Below are 15251 nucleotides of genomic sequence, written 5' to 3'. Positions count from 1 at the left end.
GGGCGGCGGCGATGCAGGCCCGCGCCACGGAACTCCCCTGAACGAAGCGGTGCTTGTTTCGTGAAAACCCTTGTCGAAATGTCCGAGATCCGGAAGGCGTTCGCCGGCACGGCGGCGCTGAAGGGCGTCTCGATCACACTCCAATCCGGCTCCGTCCACGCGTTGATGGGCGAGAACGGCGCCGGCAAATCGACGCTGATGAAGATCCTCGCCGGGGTCCACCAGCCGGATGGCGGCGCCATCCTGCGCGACGGGCGACAGGTCGTCTTCCACAGGCCGAAGGACGCGCTGGAAGCCGGCATCTCGACCGTGTTCCAGGAACTGTCGCTGCTGCCCAACTTGACGATTGCCGAAAACATGTTTCTCGGCCGGGAGCCGACCGCCGCTTTCGGTGGTGTCGACCATCGGCGCATGCGGCGCGAGGCGGGCAAGGCGCTTGCCGAGCTGGGGCTCACGCTCGATCCGGGCACACTGGTCTCGAGGCTCAGCATTGGCGAACGGCAATTCGTCGAGATCGCGCACGGCATCATGACCGACGCCAGCGTGTTCATCCTCGACGAGCCGACGGCGGCGCTCAATGCCGCCGATGTCGAGGTGCTGAACCGCCACATCCGCCGGCTGAAGGACGAGGGTAAGGCGGTGGTCTATATCTCGCACCGGATGGACGAGATCTTCGCCATCTGCGACACCGTCACGGTCCTTAAGGATGGCGAGCTGGTCGGCACCAGGCCGCTTGCCGAGATGACACCGGCGACGCTGATCGCGATGATGGTCGGCCGCGAGCTGGCCGACCTCTTTCCGCAGCGCGGCGATGCGCCGGGTCCGGTTGTGCTTTCGGTCGAGGATTTCCGTATCACCGAGCGTTCGAAACCGTTCTCGCTGTCGCTCAGCCGCGGCGAGATCGTCGCGCTGGCCGGGTTGGAAGGGCAGGGCCAGCAACGCTTCCTGCGCTCGCTGGTCGGTCAATATTACCCTTTCGCCGGCCGCGTGACGATCAAGGGCAAAGCGCTGCCCTTGCCGGTGCCGTCTGGCGGCGGCGTGCGCCGCCTGCAGGCGATGGGTGTCGGCTTCGTGCCGGAGGATCGCAAGGAAGACGGGCTCTTCCTCGGCCTTTCGGTGGCGCACAACATCGCCGCCGCGCTGCATTCGAAACGGTCGGAGCTGGCGCTTGCGGAAGGCTATCAGCGGCTGATCGCCGACACGATGTCGAGCCTTGCCGTGAAGGCCGGCGGCCCGGGCGCCGCCGTCGGCACACTGTCCGGCGGCAACCAGCAGAAGGTGCTGCTCGGCCGCTACCTTGCCGCCGACATCGACATCCTGCTGGTCGAGGAACCGACGCGCGGCGTCGACATCGGCGCAAAATCCGAGATCTACCGGCTGCTGCGCGACTTTGCGCGCAAGGGCGGCGCGGTGCTTGTGCTGTCGCGCGAGACGATCGAGCTGATCGGGCTCTGCGACCGGATCTGCGTCGTCCACAACGACACGATCGTGAAGGAAATGCCGGCGGCCGACGCCACGGAGCACAACATCCTCGACGCGGCGCTCGGCGCCAATGGGACGGCAAGGATCATCAATGACAGCCATTAGCAGACGCCTGACAGGGGCGAGGGGATCCAGGCAAGGCATGTGGCTGCTGCCCTTGCTGATCGTCCTGGCGATCGCGCTTTGGCTGAGCCTCCAGACAGCGCAGTTCCTCAATGGGGAAAACCTGCTCAACCTGGTGCCGCAGGCGATGCCGCTCGTCATCACGGCGGTCGGACAGATGTTCGTCATCCTGCTCGGCGGGCTCGACCTTTCGGTCGGGTCGATGATCAGCTTCACGACGGCGGTGCTCGCCCTCGGCGGACCCGCCTGGGCGTTGATCCCGGCGGTGTTCGTGCTGGCCGCGCTGGTCGGTTTCAGCAACGGCTTCATCATCACCCGCTTCAACGTGCATCCGATCATCGCGACGCTGTCGATGCAATACATCCTGCTCGGGATCACACGGGTGCTGCGGCCGGTTTCGGGCGGCACGGTGCCGGATATCGTCATCAGCGCCGTGGCCGGGTCCTTCCTCGGGATACCAATGCCGGTGTTCTGGGGCATCGTCACGCTCGCGGTCGCCTGGAAGCTGCTCTACGGCTCGCGCTTCGGGCTGCATCTTTTCGCGATCGGCGGCGGGGTGTCGTCCGGCGTCGAGGATGCGGCGCATAATTTCGGCATCGCCGATCGGCGCAACATCGTGCTCGCCTATGTGATCTGCGCCTGTTTCGCGGCCCTTGCCGGCATCTTCCTCGCCGGGCGCATCGTCTCTGGCGACCCGAATGTCGGGCTGCTCTTCGAGCTAGACGCGATCACCGCCGTCGCCATCGGCGGCACTCAGCTTTCCGGCGCCATCGGCAGCCTGCACGGCACCGTCATCGGCGCCCTCGTCATGGCGCTGCTCGCCAACGGCATGAACCTGACGAACGTGTCGCCCTTCATCCAGACCACCATCAAGGGCGCGATCCTGCTTCTGGTGGTCGCCCTGCAATCGCGCAAGAAGATGGGGTTGTAAGTGGCCGCCGCGCTCGCCAATCCCGTCATGCGCCGCCTGCTGCGCGTCCCGCCGGCCTATTACGTCTTTGCCGTGCTGCTTGCGGTCCTGTGGGTCGCGCGGCCGAATATGCTCAACCTCAACATCATGGGCATATTCGTGCGCCAGATCGTGCCGCTCGGCATATTGGTGCTCGGCCAGCTTCTGGTCATGCGGGTGCGAAGCATCGACCTGTCGGGGGGCGGCGTCATCCTGCTTATCAACTACACCATCTCGTCCGGCGTCTTTCCCGGCGCTTCCATGGCGTTCTTCATTGTCCTGGCGCTGGCTATCGGTCTCGCCGTAGGCTTCTTCAACGGCCTGATGGTCGGGGTGAGACGGGTCTCAGCCGTCATCGTCACGCTGGCTGTCGGCATCGTCCTGGTCGGGTTCGTGCAATATCTGTCGAGTGGCAAGCCGCCCGGCGATGTGCCCGGCATGTTCGCCGACATCTACAACACCAAGCTCGGCCCGGTTCCGACTCCGGTGATCTTCTGGGTCGCGGCTTCGGCGGCGCTGTCGCTGTTCCTGTCGCGCACGGTTTTCGGCCGCTTCGTCACGTCAGTGGGCGAGAACGTGCAGGCGGCGCATTTCTCCGGCGTGCCGGTCGCGCGCACGGTCGTGCTGACGCATACGCTGGCCGGCCTGTTCGCGGGCATTGCCGCGCTGGTGCAGACGGCTTCGATCGCTGTCGGCAGCGTCAGGGTCGGTCTCGACCTGCCGATCCTGGCAGTCGCCGCGACCATCCTTGGCGGCGTCGTCTTCGGGCGTGGGGAAGGCGGCGTCTGGGGACCTTTCTTCGGCGTGCTGTCGTTTGCGCTGCTGTTCGTCGTGATGACCACCTTCGGCGTCGACGAGCCCGGCAAGCTGATCGCGCAGGGGCTCATCATCCTGCTGGCGGCGATCTTCTACGGCATCAGGAGCAGGTCGAACTGAGCGGGCAAGTTCCGAGCGGCCAAATAATCAATCGCAAGGGAAATGGATTGGAGACATGACCAAAAGATCGATTTTGTGCTTTGGGGATTCGCTGACCTGGGGGTGGATTCCGGTCATCGAGGGATCGCCGACGCATCGCTACGCCTATGAAGACCGCTGGACGGGTGTGATGGCCTCGCATCTTGGCGAGGGATATCATGTGATCGAGGAGGGTTTGAGCGCGCGCACCACCAGTCTCGACGACCCCAACGATCCGCGCCTCAACGGCAGCGCCTATCTGCCCTCGGCCATCGCCAGCCACCTGCCGCTCGACCTCGTCATCGTCATGCTCGGCACCAACGACACCAAGTCGTTCTTCCGCCGCACGCCCTATGAGATCGCCAACGGCATGGCCAAGCTCGTCGGCCAGATACTCACCAGCGCCGGTGGTGTCGGCACACCCTATCCGGCGCCGCAGGCACTGGTGGTCGCGCCGCCGCCGCTGACACCCATGCCTCATCCCTTCTTCCAGGGCATGTTCGCCGGCGGTCATGAGAAGACGGCGGCGCTGGCAGCCGAATACCGCGCCATGGCCGATTTCGCGAAGGTGGATTTCCTCAATGCCGGCGACTTCATCACCACCGACGGCTGCGACGGCATCCACTTCACGGCTGAGAACAACCGCGACCTCGGCAAGGCGATAGCGGCCAAGGTCCAGGAGATCTTTGCGCGCCAGCCCGATCGCAAGGTTGCCTGAGGGTTCAAGTGTCGCCGCGCATCGGCCCCTCCAGACCGGTGCGCCGATTGCGGGACCGGCGCGGCACCGCCGGCCCGCATTTTTCACCGGTCTGTTGAAGAGGTGGTGATCCCGACAGGAATCGAACCTGTGACCTACAGATTAGGAATCTGCCGCTCTATCCTACTGAGCTACGGGACCACGCGGCCCGACACATAAACGCTTCGAGTCGGTTCGCCAAGAGGAGTCTGAAAGCCGATCGGGCGGCCGTCTTGCGATGGGCGGCCGCCTCCTGTTGCCAAGCCTGTGCCGTCAGGCCGCCAGTGCCGTCTCGGCCAGCTTCACCCAGTAGCTCATGCCGTGCGGGATGACCTCGTCGTTGAAGTCGTAGGCCGGGTGATGCAGGCCGGCCGAGTCGCCGTTGCCGATGAAGATGAAGGCGCCGGGGCGGGCTTCCAGCATATAGGAGAAATCCTCGCCGCCCATCACCGGCTGGATGGCGCGGTGGACATGGCTGTCGCCGGCGATGTCGGCGGCGACGTCGCCGGCAAACACGGTTTCCTCGGCATGGTTGAAGGTGACGGGATAGTTGGCGTCGTAATCGACCTCGATGGTGGCGCCGAAGGCCGCGGCGAGGCCGGCGCAGAGCGCGCGGATGCGCTCTTCCGATTTCTTGGCCACTTCCTTCTTCAAGGTACGCACGGTGCCGGCGATCTCGGCGCTTTCGGGAATGACGTTATAGGCATCGCCGGCGTGGAACTTCGTCACCGACACCACCACGGCCTCGACCGGGTCGGTGCTGCGCGAGGCGATGGTCTGCAGCGCGCCCACCAGCTGGCTGGTGATGACGATCGGATCGATCGTGCCATGCGGCATCGCGGCATGGCCGCCGCGACCCTTGACTGTGATGGTGAATTCCGCGGTCGCGGCCATGATCGGGCCGGGCTTGATGGCGAACTGGCCGACCGGCAGGCCCGGCATATTGTGCATGCCGAACACTTTCTCGATGCCGAAGCGCTCCATCATGCCGTCCTTGACCATCTCGTTGCCGCCACCGCCGCCTTCCTCGGCCGGCTGGAAGATCACAGCAACGGTGCCGGCGAAATTGCGCGTTTCGGCAAGATATTTGGCGGCGCCCAGAAGCATCGCGGTGTGGCCGTCGTGGCCGCAGGCGTGCATCTTGCCGCGCACGGTCGAGGCCCATGGCTTGCCGGTGATCTCGTCGATCGGCAGCGCGTCCATATCGGCGCGCAGCCCGATGGTCGGGCCATCGCCCTTGCGGCCGCGGATGATGCCGACGACGCCGGTCCTGCCCAGTCCCGTCACCACTTCGTCGCAGCCGAAGGCCTTCAGTTTCTCGGTGACGAAGCCGGCGGTCTGGAAGACGTCGAAATTCAGCTCCGGTGTCTGGTGCAGATGTCGTCGCCAGCCGGCGACTTCTTCCTGCATTTGCGCGGCGCGGTTCAGAATCGGCATGATCGGTCCATTTCCTGGTTGACGGCAGGCGGTTCAGAGCCGCTGCCCAGCAATTGTGATTGTCTTGAACTTTGCCATTTTGGCGTCACATAGGGTAAATAGCACCGCAACAAAGGGGTCCGGGTCGAGGGGCTGGGCCGCATTTATGCGGGCGATGGGTAACGAAATCTTACGGACCCAGCGCCGATTACGGCAAGAGGCGATTTCGGATTTGATCATGCGGCAGAGGCATTTCCTCAACCTGTTGCTGGCGGGCGCGCTGGCGCTTCCGGTGTTTGCCGGCGTTGCGCGCGCCAATCCGGTGGTCCTGTTCGACCTCAAGAGCGGCTCCATTCTGGAGCATCAGGACGCGTTCAAGCGCTGGTATCCGGCCTCGCTCAGCAAGCTGATGACCGCCTATGTCGCCTTTCGTGCGATCCAGGCCGGCGAGGTTGCGCTCGATTCGCCGATCAAGGTGACGAAGCATTCGGCCGGCGAGCCGCCGAGCAAGATGGGCTTCAAGCCCGGCTCGGTGATGCGGCTCGACAATGCGCTGAAGATGATGCTGGTCAAATCGGCCAACGACATCGCCATGGCCGTGGGCGAGAATATCGGCGGATCGCAGGCGGCCTTCGCCGACCGCATGAACGCCGAGGCGGCCCGGCTCGGTATGGTCGGTACGCATTTCGTCAATCCGAACGGGCTCTATTCGCCGGAACAGTACACCACAGCGCGCGACCTCGCGGTGCTGGTCACGGCGCTGCGCAATGATTTTCCGCAATATGCCCCGTGGTTCTCGATCGAGGGCCTCGCCGTCGGCAAGAAGGCGCTCCCGAACTATAATCTCCTGATCGGCCGCTATCCCGGCGCCGATGGCATGAAGACCGGCTTCGTCTGCTCTTCCGGCTTCAACATGATCGGCTCCGCGACGCGCAACGGCCGCACGCTGGTCGCGGTGGTGCTTGGCGAGAAATCGGCGGTTAGCCGCGCCGAGGTGGCGGCAAAGCTGCTCGACCGGGGTTTCGATACGCCGGCGGCGGGTTCGACCACGCTGGCCGCGCTCAAGCCCTATGGCGACACGCTGTCGCCCAACGACCTGCATGACGAGATCTGCAAGAAGAAGCCGAAGGAGGAGCAATCCGAGGCGGCCCCCGAGGTCGCTGCCAAGGATAAGCCGAAGTCGCCCTATCAGGTGAAACTCGATCATCCGACGCTGATCGCGGTTGGCTTGGGCGGCGCCACGGGGCCGGCGCCGAAGGCATTCGTCGACCAGACCGATCAGAACTATGCCGACGTGCCGCTGCCGAGTTGGCGGCCCGACAGGCCGGCGCCGGCCGGCGCCGAGCCGGCGGCGACAGGAACGGCCGCAGCCGCGGCGCAAGGCGACCAACCCGCCAAGGCGGCGAACTAGCCATCATGATGGGCGGCTTTCCCATCCCGGTTTCGGTGCTCACCGGCTTTCTCGGCGCCGGCAAGACGACGCTGCTCAACCGGCTGCTCAAGGATCCGGCGCTTGCCGACACGGCGGTGATCATCAACGAGTTCGGCGAGGTGGCGATCGACCATCTTTTGGTCGAGCAGGCTTCCGACGGCATCATCCAGCTTTCCGACGGCTGCCTCTGCTGCACGGTGCGCGGCGACCTGGTCGACACGCTGGCCGATCTCGTCGACCGGTTGCAGACCGGCCGCATCGCGAAACTCGCCCGCGTCGTCGTCGAGACGACGGGGCTGGCCGATCCGGCACCGGTGCTGCAGTCGATCATGGCGCATCCCGCGCTGGTGCAGGCCTTCCGGCTCGACGGCGTCATCACGCTGGTCGACGCCGTCAATGGCGAGGCAACGCTCGACGCCCATGTCGAGGCGGTGAAGCAGGCGGCGGTGGCCGATCGCATCGTGCTGACCAAGACCGACCTTGCCGACGCGGCCGAGGTCGAAGCGTTGCGGGCAAGGCTGAAGCAGGTCAATCCGGGCGCCGTCCTGCTCGACGTCAACGACGCCGGCGCCGCGGCGCTGTTCAATTGCGGTCTCTATGACCCTGAGACCAAGTCCGCCGACGTGCGGCGCTGGCTTGGCGAAGAGGCGGCGCATCAAGATCATAACCATGATCAAGATCATCACCATGATCATGACCATCATCACCATGACGGCGATCATGATCACCATCATCATGAGCATCGCCATGACGCGCGTGTGCGCACGCACTCGCTCGTCCATGATGGCCCGGTGCCGTTCTCGGCGATCGAGATGTTCCTCGACCTTCTGCGCTCGACGCATGGCGAGAAGCTGCTGCGGATGAAGGGCGTCATCGAGCTTGCGGAGGATCCGTCGCGGCCGCTGGTCATTCACGGCGTGCAGAAGATCCTGCATCCACCGGCACGGCTGCCGGCCTGGCCCGACGGCCAGCGCGGCACAAGGCTGGTGCTGATCACGCTGGACATGCCGCAGGATTATATCCAGCGGCTGTTCGCCGCCTTCACCAACAAGCCTTCGATCGACACGCCCGACCGGGCCGCGCTCGAAGCCAATCCGCTGGCAATTGCAGGGTTATAGGCCGAAAACGACGCCGGCTCAGGCCGCGTTGCCGCGTTCGACCAGGAAGCGGTGGCCGCCGGTGACCGCGGCCGTCTCGACCAACTGATGTCCGGCTTCGGCGCAGAAGGCCGGGATGTCGATCACGGCCAGCGGATCGGTGGTTTCCAGCCAGAGCCTGACGCCCGGCCGCATGGCGGCCAGCCGCTTGCGGGCTTTCAGCACCGGCAGAGGACAGTTCAGTCCCTTGAGATCGTAGATGGCGGGCGGCTTCGCCAAGCTGGAGGCTCTCAGCCGCCGAACATGCCGAGCAGCTTCTTCTTCAGCTTCGACACGGTGCCCTGGTCGGCTTCGGCGGCCTGCTGGCTTTCCTGCGCGGGTGCCGCTTCGACGCCGGCTGTGACGACCGGCTGCTGCGCTGCCTGCTTGGCGGCTTCCTTCTCGGCCAGGGCCTGCTGCTTGGCTGCTTCCTTGGCGGCCTTGGCCGCCTCGATCGCCGCCAGGCGCTGCTCTTCGGCCTTGCGCTTGGCTTCCTTCTCGGCGTCGAGAGCGGCCATCTTGCGGCCGAGCGGGGAGTCGATGCGGCCCATGCGGGTCGTCTCGGTCACCGAACCGTCGGCGTTCATCGACGGCGGATCGATCGGCACGCGCTCGCCGCGGGCGCGGCGCTTCGACCAGTCGGAAACGATGCTGGCTTCCTTGATGCCGGCAATCGTCGGCTTCGGCGGCGGATTGCTCGAGTTCACGGCCGAGTTGAAGGCCGCGTCATAGCTCTTCTCGTAATTGGCGTAGGCCATCTTGAGCGAATCCGGCTGCGTCGTCGCCGGGCAGGGGCCGGTCGGGTCGAAGGTCGTGCCTTCAGGCGCCACCTGATTGAAGACGTAGCGCTTCTCGCAGACGTCGACCTTCGGCGGCACCTTGGTGATCTCGAAATTGTCGTAACCGACCTTCAGCATCTTCCAGAACTCGTAGTTCGGGTCGTTGCGGTAGCGCGCCATGTTGGCGGCGGTCATGCGGAACGGGAAGGCCTGGATCTGGAACTCGGTCTGGCCGCCCTGGAAGGCGTCGCGGCCGAAGGCATAGATCTGTTCGATCTGCGCGTCGGTCATCGAATAGCAGCCGGACGACGAGCAGGCGCCATGCACCATCAGGTTCTGGCCGGTGCGGCCATTGGCGCGGTCATAGGCGTTGGGGAAGCCGATGTTGAACGACAGATGGTAGTTCGAGCGCGGGTTCATCTGCGACGGTCGGACCGTGTAGAAGCCTTCCGGCGCCTGGCGGTCGCCCTCGGTGTATTTGGGGCCGAGCTTTCCCGACCATTTGCAGATGTCGTAGGTGGCGACGAGATCGTAGCGGCCGTTGGTCTTGGCCTTCCAGATCTCCAGCTTGCCTTCCTCCTTGAAGATGCGCGCCATCACCGAGGAGGTGCGCACCATGCCCTTGGCCTTCATGTCGGCGAGGATCTTGTCCGGCAGCGGCTTGTTGGCTTCCGGCGCGAAATCCTTCATCGACGAATCATTGCAGCCGGCGATGCCTACGGCGGCGATCAGGACTCCAGTGCGGGCAAGCTTGGCAAACATCGATAGGGCTACGTCTTTTCTCTCGGGCCAACGGCTATCTGCATGGCCGGGCCCGCAGGCTGAACACCAGTGGACCGTAAGCCCGTTAACCTTGAAAATTCCTTACCGCAAGCCTTCACACAAATCTGGGCAAACCCCTCACGGCAAGTTTCATTGAGCCGAATGCGGCGGCATTTTTGTGGCGAAATTGCGCGTCGCCGCCACAGTTTACCGCCAGATGCCGGAGAGTGGTTCACCGTTTCGGAACGGCAAGCGGCTCTACCTCTTTGTTTCAGCGCAATTCCCGACGGAAGGCTACGGCGAAGACGCCGAGCCTAACCGCGCACACTTTTCCTTGCTCTAGAGGCTGCGGCCCATCGCCAGATACTTCTCGCGGCGTTGCTCGCGGAAATCCGTGTTGGCGCCGGCAAAGTCCTTCATTGTCCTGGCGATAAGGTCGCCGGTGGACGCAATCACCGTCTCCGGCGCGCGCTGGGCGCCGCCCATCGGCTCGGGAATGATGGCGTCGATGATCTTCATCTCGAGAAGATCCTGCGCGGTGATCTTCATGTTGGTCGCCGCGTCCTTGGAGCGGGTGGTGTCGCGCCACAGGATCGAAGCGGCACCCTCCGGCGAGATCACCGAATAGATGGCGTGTTCCAGCATGTAGACCCGGTTGGCGGTGGCGATCGCAATGGCGCCGCCGGAGCCGCCTTCGCCGATGACCACCGAGATCGAAGGCACTTTCAGCGCCAGGCAGGCTGAGGTCGAACGCGCGATCGCCTCGGCCTGGCCGCGCTCCTCGGCGCCGACGCCGGGATAGGCGCCGGCGGTGTCGACCAGCGTCAGAAGCGGGATCTTGAAACGGTCGGCCAGTTCCATGAGGCGCACCGCCTTGCGGTAGCCTTCGGGCCGCACGGAACCGAAATTGTGCTTGATGCGGCTTGCCGTGTCCGAGCCCTTTTCCTGACCGATCACCGCCACCGGCTCGCCGCGGAAGCGGGCGAAGCCGCCGACGATCGCCTGGTCGTCGCCGAAATTGCGATCGCCGGCCAGGGGCGTGAAATCGGTGAACAGCGCCTTGATGTAGTCGACGCAATGGGGGCGGTCGGGGTGGCGCGCGACCTGCACCTTCTGCCAGGGGGTAAGCGCCTTGTAGAGATCGCGCAACGCGTCGCGCGAGCGCTTTTCCAGCCGGCTGATCTCTTCGGCGACATCGACCGCCTCGCCGTTCTCGGCAAGCTTCTTCAGCTCAAGGATCTTGAGCTCCAGATCCTGCACCGGCTTTTCGAAGTCGAGGTAGTTGTACATGCTTGAGCGGACCGATCCGTCGGAAGGCGAAATGGCTGGCGGAACCGCTGAAATGCCGGCTCCGGGCGGTGGAACGTCGCCCTCACATAGCGATATGGGGCCTAGTCGGCAAGCGGATGATGATCGTTGACCAGCCGCACCAGCCGCTCCTCCAGTACATGGGTGTAGATCTGCGTGGTCGAGATGTCGGCGTGGCCAAGGAGTTGCTGAACGGCTCTGAGATCGGCGCCGTTCTGCAAGAGATGGCTGGCAAAAGCATGGCGAAGCACATGCGGCGAGATTTTCGCCACCGCGATGCCGGACCGCGCGGCCAAGCCCTTGAGATCGCGGGCGAAAACCTGCCGGGAAAGATGGCCGCTGTCGGAGGAGGCCGGAAACAGGAATGGGCTCTCGGCGAAGGCCGGCCGCTCGGCCCTGGCGGCAAGCCAGGCGCGCATGGCCGCGCGCGCCTTGGTCGAGAGCGGCACCATGCGTTCCTTGTCGCCCTTGCCACGCACCATGAAGAAGCGGTCGTCGCGCAGCGCCACCGTCACCGGCAGTCCGACCAGCTCCGACACGCGCAGGCCGGTAGCATAGAGCACCTCGACCAGCGCGTGTAGGCGCAACGCCGCCATCCGGTCGCCATCCGGACCAGCTTCGCCGGCTTCCTGCGCAGCCCGGTCGAGCAGGCGGCCGGTCTCTGCCTCGCTCATCGTCTTCGGCAGCGGCCGACCCTTGCGCGGGCTGTCCAGCGTGCCGGTCGGGTCGTCGCCGCGCAGCCCCTCGGCGTAGAGGAATTTGAAGAACTGCCGGATCGCCGACAATTTGCGCGCCTGCGAGGTCGGCGCGAAGCCGCGGGCGGCCACCTCGTCGAGATAGGCGCGGATGTCGGCCGATCCGGCGCCCGCAAGTCCGCCCTTGATCGCCTCGGAAGCGTGCTCCAGGTCGCGGCGGTATGACGAAAGCGTGTTTTCAGCCGCTCCCCGTTCGGCGCTCATCATTTCGAGGAAGGCTTCGATGCGGGCGGCGCTGTTCATCGGGCCGGGTTTGTCAGTTCTTCTTGGGGTTGAGCTTCTCGGCGGGAATGCGGATGCTCATTTCCGCCTTTTTCGGCTCCACGAACATCGCCAGCGCGAACATCGCGCCATAGGCAATGCCTGCCAGAACCGCCAGCGTCACGACGAAGCGAAACAAAGTCGGCATTCAAATTTCGCCCGTCTTGTTGTTCTGCGTTTCCAAAGCCCTGTGCCCTTATGGGACGGCAATCCAGGCAATTCAAGGACGAAGGATTCCGGTTACTGCAGGTTTTGCCGGAAAGCTTCCAAGCAGGCATTCGCGGGCAAGCCCTGGAATGCCTGCTTGGGGATTGTTGCTTTTCGCAGGTTCTCTTCGAAAAGCCGTGGGCCACTTTCGCGGAACCTGCTTAGGACGTTTCTCCAGCCGTGCTTGACGCAAACAGGCTTTTGATGTCGATACGGCGCAAAGAGGCCCTGATGAACGCTCTGCCCGCAAATCCAACGGACGAAGGCCATGCCGCGCTGGTCGAACGGCTCGGCGGCCGTTCGATCGTCTTCGTCGGGCTGATGGGGGCGGGCAAGACAGCGATCGGCCGTAAGGTGGCGACAATGCTTTCGCTGCCCTTCATGGACAGCGACCAGGAGATCGAAAGCGTCTCGCGCATGACGGTGCCGGAACTGTTCGAGCGCTATGGCGAGCCGGAATTCCGTGCCCTGGAGCAGCGCGTGATCCTGCGCCTGCTGGAGAACGGACCGCAGGTGCTGTCGACCGGCGGCGGCGCCTTCATGAACGCGCACACGCGCGAGGCGATTTCGGCGCATGGCGTCTCGGTCTGGCTGAAGGCCGATCTGGACCTCTTGATGGAGCGGGTTTCGAAGAAACAGAACCGGCCTCTGTTGAAGAACCCCGATCCGCGCGGCGTGCTGGAAAAGCTGATGGGCGAGCGTTATCCGGTCTACGCCACGGCCGATCTGACCGTGCCGACGCGCGACGACCGCAAGGAGATCATTGCCGGCGAAGTCGTCGCGGCGCTCTGCGCCCATCTCGGCGTCGAGGCGATTGCGACGGGCGCTACAAGCGCCACAACGGACGAGGTGCAGTCGTGAGCCATGCCGAACCGGTGAAGGTCGAGGTCGGGCTGGGCGAGCGCGCCTATGACATATTGATCGGCTCGGGGCTGCTTGCGCGCTCCGGCGAGGAGATCGCGCGCCGGCTTCCCGGCACCCGCGCGGCCATCGTAACCGACGAGAACGTCGCCGCCGCGCATCTCGACACGCTGAAGGCGGGATTGGAGAAAGGCGGTATCCAGTCCGCTGTCATCACGCTGCCGGCCGGCGAGAAGACCAAGAGTTTCGCCCATCTCGAGGAGGTGGTCGACGGCGTGCTCGCCGCAAAGCTCGAACGCCGCGACGTCGTGATCGCGCTCGGCGGCGGCGTCATCGGCGACCTGGCCGGCTTCGCGTCCGGCATCGTGCGGCGCGGCATGAATTTCGTACAGATCCCGACCTCGCTCCTGGCGCAGGTCGATTCCTCCGTCGGCGGCAAGACCGGCATCAACAGCCCGCGCGGCAAGAACCTGGTCGGCGTCTTCCACCAGCCCAGGCTGGTGCTCGCAGACACTCAAGTGCTCGACACGCTGCCTATCCGCGAGTTCCGCGCCGGCTATGCCGAGCTCGCCAAATACGGACTGATCGATCGCCCGGCATTCTTCGCTTGGCTGGAACAGAACTGGGGGCAAGTCTTTGCCGGCGGCCCCGCGCGGGTCGAGGCGATCGCCGAGGCCTGCCGCGCCAAGGCCGACGTCGTTGCCCGCGACGAGTTCGAGACCGGCGACCGCGCGCTGCTCAATCTCGGCCACACATTCGGCCATGCGCTGGAGGCCGCCACGCAATATGACGGATCCCGCCTCGTCCATGGCGAGGGCGTCGCCATCGGCATGGCGCTGGCGCATCGATTCTCGGCGCGGCTCAACCTGGCAAGCCCGGACGACGCGGAACGCGTTGAAGCGCATCTGCGCGCCGTCGGCCTGCCCTGGCGCATGGCCGATATTCCGGGCGAACTGCCCGACGCCGATGCGCTGCTCGGCTTCATCACCCAGGACAAGAAGGTCTCGCGCGGCGCGCTGACCTTCATCCTGACGCGCGGCATAGGCCAGTCATTCATCGCCAAGGACGTGCCGCCCTCGGAAGTGCTGGCTTTCCTCAAGACAAGCCATCCCGCAACGCTCAAAGCAAGCCATCCCGAACGGTCCAAGAGGAGCCGTTCCGAACGGTCCAAGAGGAGCCGTTCCGGATGACCGACGCCGGCTGGATCGTCGCCGCCGTCCTCGCCGTCATCCTGCTTTCGGCGCTTCTGTTCCGCGCCCGCCTGCTTGCCGCTTTCGGCTACGCGCTGCGGCCGATCGAGCCGCCGCAGCGATCCGAGCGCAACGGCAAGGATCATGACAGCGACGATTCCCGTCGCGACGGCGAAGCCGGCCGCGAGGAGCGCAACCGGCTCGAGGGCCTCTTCGACCTCGAAGAGCTCGAAGTGTCGGATATCATGGTCCATCGCACCAATATGCGTTCGGTCAATGCCGACAATGCGCCCGAGGCAGTGGTGCGCGAGATCCTCACGAGTCCGCACACCCGCATGCCACTGTGGAAGGGCTCGCTCGACAACATCGTCGGCGTCCTGCACGCGAAAGACCTGCTGAGGGCCCTCCACGAGGTCGGCAACGACTTTTCGCGGATCGACGTCATGAAGATCGCGGCGAAGCCTTGGTTCGTGCCGGACACCACCACCTTGCAGGAACAGCTCAACGCCTTCCTGCGGCGCAAGACGCATTTCGCCATCGTCGTCGACGAGTATGGCGAGGTAGAAGGGCTGGTGACGCTGGAAGACATCATCGAGGAGATCGTCGGCGAGATCGCCGACGAGCACGATGTCGACATGCAGGGCGTCAAGAAAGAAGCCGACGGCTCGGTCGTCGTCGACGGCACCGTGCCGATCCGCGACTTGAACCGCGCGCTCGACTGGGATCTGCCCGACGAGGAGGCCACCACGATCGCCGGTCTCGTCATCCACGAGACGCAGTCGATCCCCGAGGAAAAGCAGGCTTTCACCTTTCACGGCAAGCGTTTCGTCGTGATGAAGCGCGACAAGAACCGCATTGCGAGGTTGAGGATCAGGCCCGCCAGCGAAAGCTAGGTGTGTC

Annotated in this window: 15 protein-coding genes and 1 tRNA gene; 9 read left to right on the top strand and 7 right to left on the bottom strand. The window is 64.8% G+C overall.

Annotated features, from left to right (window positions below; translation table 11 throughout):
- Positions 1–60: 60 nt before the first annotated feature.
- Genes DPM35_RS23090 through DPM35_RS23075 form a run of 4 tightly spaced genes read left to right on the top strand, consistent with a single transcriptional unit; the run spans position 61 to position 4226 of the window.
- A complete protein-coding gene (locus tag DPM35_RS23090) occupies positions 61–1587 on the top strand; it encodes a sugar ABC transporter ATP-binding protein (protein ID WP_112129539.1) in 1527 nt (508 codons plus the stop codon).
- Positions 1574–2536 (top strand): ABC transporter permease, encoded by a 963-nt coding sequence (locus tag DPM35_RS23085; RefSeq protein WP_112129538.1) that lies wholly within the window; start codon positions 1574–1576, stop codon positions 2534–2536. Before DPM35_RS23090 ends, DPM35_RS23085 begins: the two co-directional genes overlap by 14 nt.
- A 27-nt stretch (positions 2537–2563) precedes the next feature.
- Positions 2564–3490: an ABC transporter permease subunit gene (locus tag DPM35_RS23080; protein WP_181592116.1), complete on the top strand. Its 927-nt coding sequence runs from the start codon at positions 2564–2566 to the stop codon at positions 3488–3490.
- Between the two features lie 55 nt (positions 3491–3545).
- Positions 3546–4226 (top strand): SGNH/GDSL hydrolase family protein, encoded by a 681-nt coding sequence (locus tag DPM35_RS23075; protein ID WP_112129536.1) that lies wholly within the window; start codon positions 3546–3548, stop codon positions 4224–4226.
- Positions 4227–4329: 103 nt separating this feature from the next.
- Here DPM35_RS23075 and DPM35_RS23070 read toward each other — a convergent pair.
- Both DPM35_RS23070 and DPM35_RS23065 read right to left on the bottom strand, forming a co-directional pair.
- Positions 4330–4406, bottom strand: a tRNA-Arg gene (locus DPM35_RS23070).
- Positions 4407–4517: 111 nt separating this feature from the next.
- Positions 4518–5681, bottom strand: coding sequence for a M20 aminoacylase family protein (locus tag DPM35_RS23065; protein ID WP_112129535.1), 1164 nt, complete (start codon positions 5679–5681; stop codon positions 4518–4520).
- Between the two features lie 217 nt (positions 5682–5898).
- On the opposite strand from DPM35_RS23065, the gene DPM35_RS23055 reads away from it, so the two are divergent.
- Together DPM35_RS23055 and DPM35_RS23050 are read left to right on the top strand one after the other, a co-directional pair.
- Complete coding sequence (locus DPM35_RS23055) at positions 5899–7071, top strand: D-alanyl-D-alanine carboxypeptidase family protein (protein ID WP_112129533.1); 1173 nt, start codon at positions 5899–5901, stop codon at positions 7069–7071.
- Positions 7072–7079: 8 nt separating this feature from the next.
- Positions 7080–8210: a CobW family GTP-binding protein gene (locus tag DPM35_RS23050; protein ID WP_181592115.1), complete on the top strand. Its 1131-nt coding sequence runs from the start codon at positions 7080–7082 to the stop codon at positions 8208–8210.
- Between the two features lie 18 nt (positions 8211–8228).
- Here the strand turns inward: DPM35_RS23050 and DPM35_RS23045 are convergent, their stop codons facing one another.
- The 5 genes from DPM35_RS23045 to DPM35_RS23025 all read right to left on the bottom strand — a co-directional run bounded on the left by DPM35_RS23045 (position 8229) and on the right by DPM35_RS23025 (position 12241).
- A complete protein-coding gene (locus tag DPM35_RS23045) occupies positions 8229–8468 on the bottom strand; it encodes a sulfurtransferase TusA family protein (RefSeq protein ID WP_112129532.1) in 240 nt (79 codons plus the stop codon).
- Between the two features lie 11 nt (positions 8469–8479).
- The gene (locus tag DPM35_RS23040; RefSeq protein WP_112129531.1) at positions 8480–9769 is read right to left on the bottom strand and encodes a L,D-transpeptidase family protein; all 1290 of its coding nucleotides are present in this window, start codon (positions 9767–9769) and stop codon (positions 8480–8482) included.
- 339 nt (positions 9770–10108) lie between these two features.
- Complete coding sequence (locus tag DPM35_RS23035; protein WP_112129530.1) at positions 10109–11059, bottom strand: acetyl-CoA carboxylase carboxyltransferase subunit alpha; 951 nt, start codon at positions 11057–11059, stop codon at positions 10109–10111.
- A gap of 101 nt (positions 11060–11160) precedes the next feature.
- On the bottom strand, positions 11161–12075 hold the full coding sequence (locus tag DPM35_RS23030; RefSeq protein ID WP_112129529.1) for a site-specific tyrosine recombinase XerD: 915 nt from the start codon (positions 12073–12075) through the stop codon (positions 11161–11163).
- A 13-nt stretch (positions 12076–12088) separates the two neighbouring features.
- Positions 12089–12241 carry a hypothetical protein gene (locus tag DPM35_RS23025; protein WP_042643428.1) on the bottom strand — a complete coding sequence of 51 codons (153 nt, stop codon included), beginning with the start codon at positions 12239–12241 and terminating at the stop codon, positions 12089–12091.
- A 290-nt stretch (positions 12242–12531) separates the two neighbouring features.
- Here DPM35_RS23025 and DPM35_RS23020 point away from each other — a divergent pair, with 290 nt between their 5' ends.
- From DPM35_RS23020 to DPM35_RS23010, 3 genes are read left to right on the top strand one after another with little or no spacing between them, the layout of a single operon-like run.
- Entirely contained in the window at positions 12532–13161 is a 630-nt protein-coding gene (locus DPM35_RS23020) for a shikimate kinase (RefSeq protein ID WP_112129755.1), read from the top strand.
- A complete protein-coding gene (gene aroB, locus DPM35_RS23015; RefSeq protein WP_112129528.1) occupies positions 13158–14351 on the top strand; it encodes a 3-dehydroquinate synthase in 1194 nt (397 codons plus the stop codon). Before DPM35_RS23020 ends, aroB begins: the two co-directional genes overlap by 4 nt.
- Entirely contained in the window at positions 14348–15244 is an 897-nt protein-coding gene (locus tag DPM35_RS23010; protein ID WP_112129527.1) for an HlyC/CorC family transporter, read from the top strand. The genes aroB and DPM35_RS23010 overlap by 4 nt, the downstream gene beginning before the upstream one ends.
- The last annotated feature ends 7 nt before the right edge of the window (positions 15245–15251 follow it).

The sequence above is a fragment of the Mesorhizobium atlanticum genome, assembly GCF_003289965.1.
GTDB lineage: Bacteria > Pseudomonadota > Alphaproteobacteria > Rhizobiales > Rhizobiaceae > Mesorhizobium > Mesorhizobium atlanticum.
The sequence above is the reverse complement of the archived record's forward strand: the minus strand, read 5'-3'. Positions and strand labels throughout refer to the sequence as shown.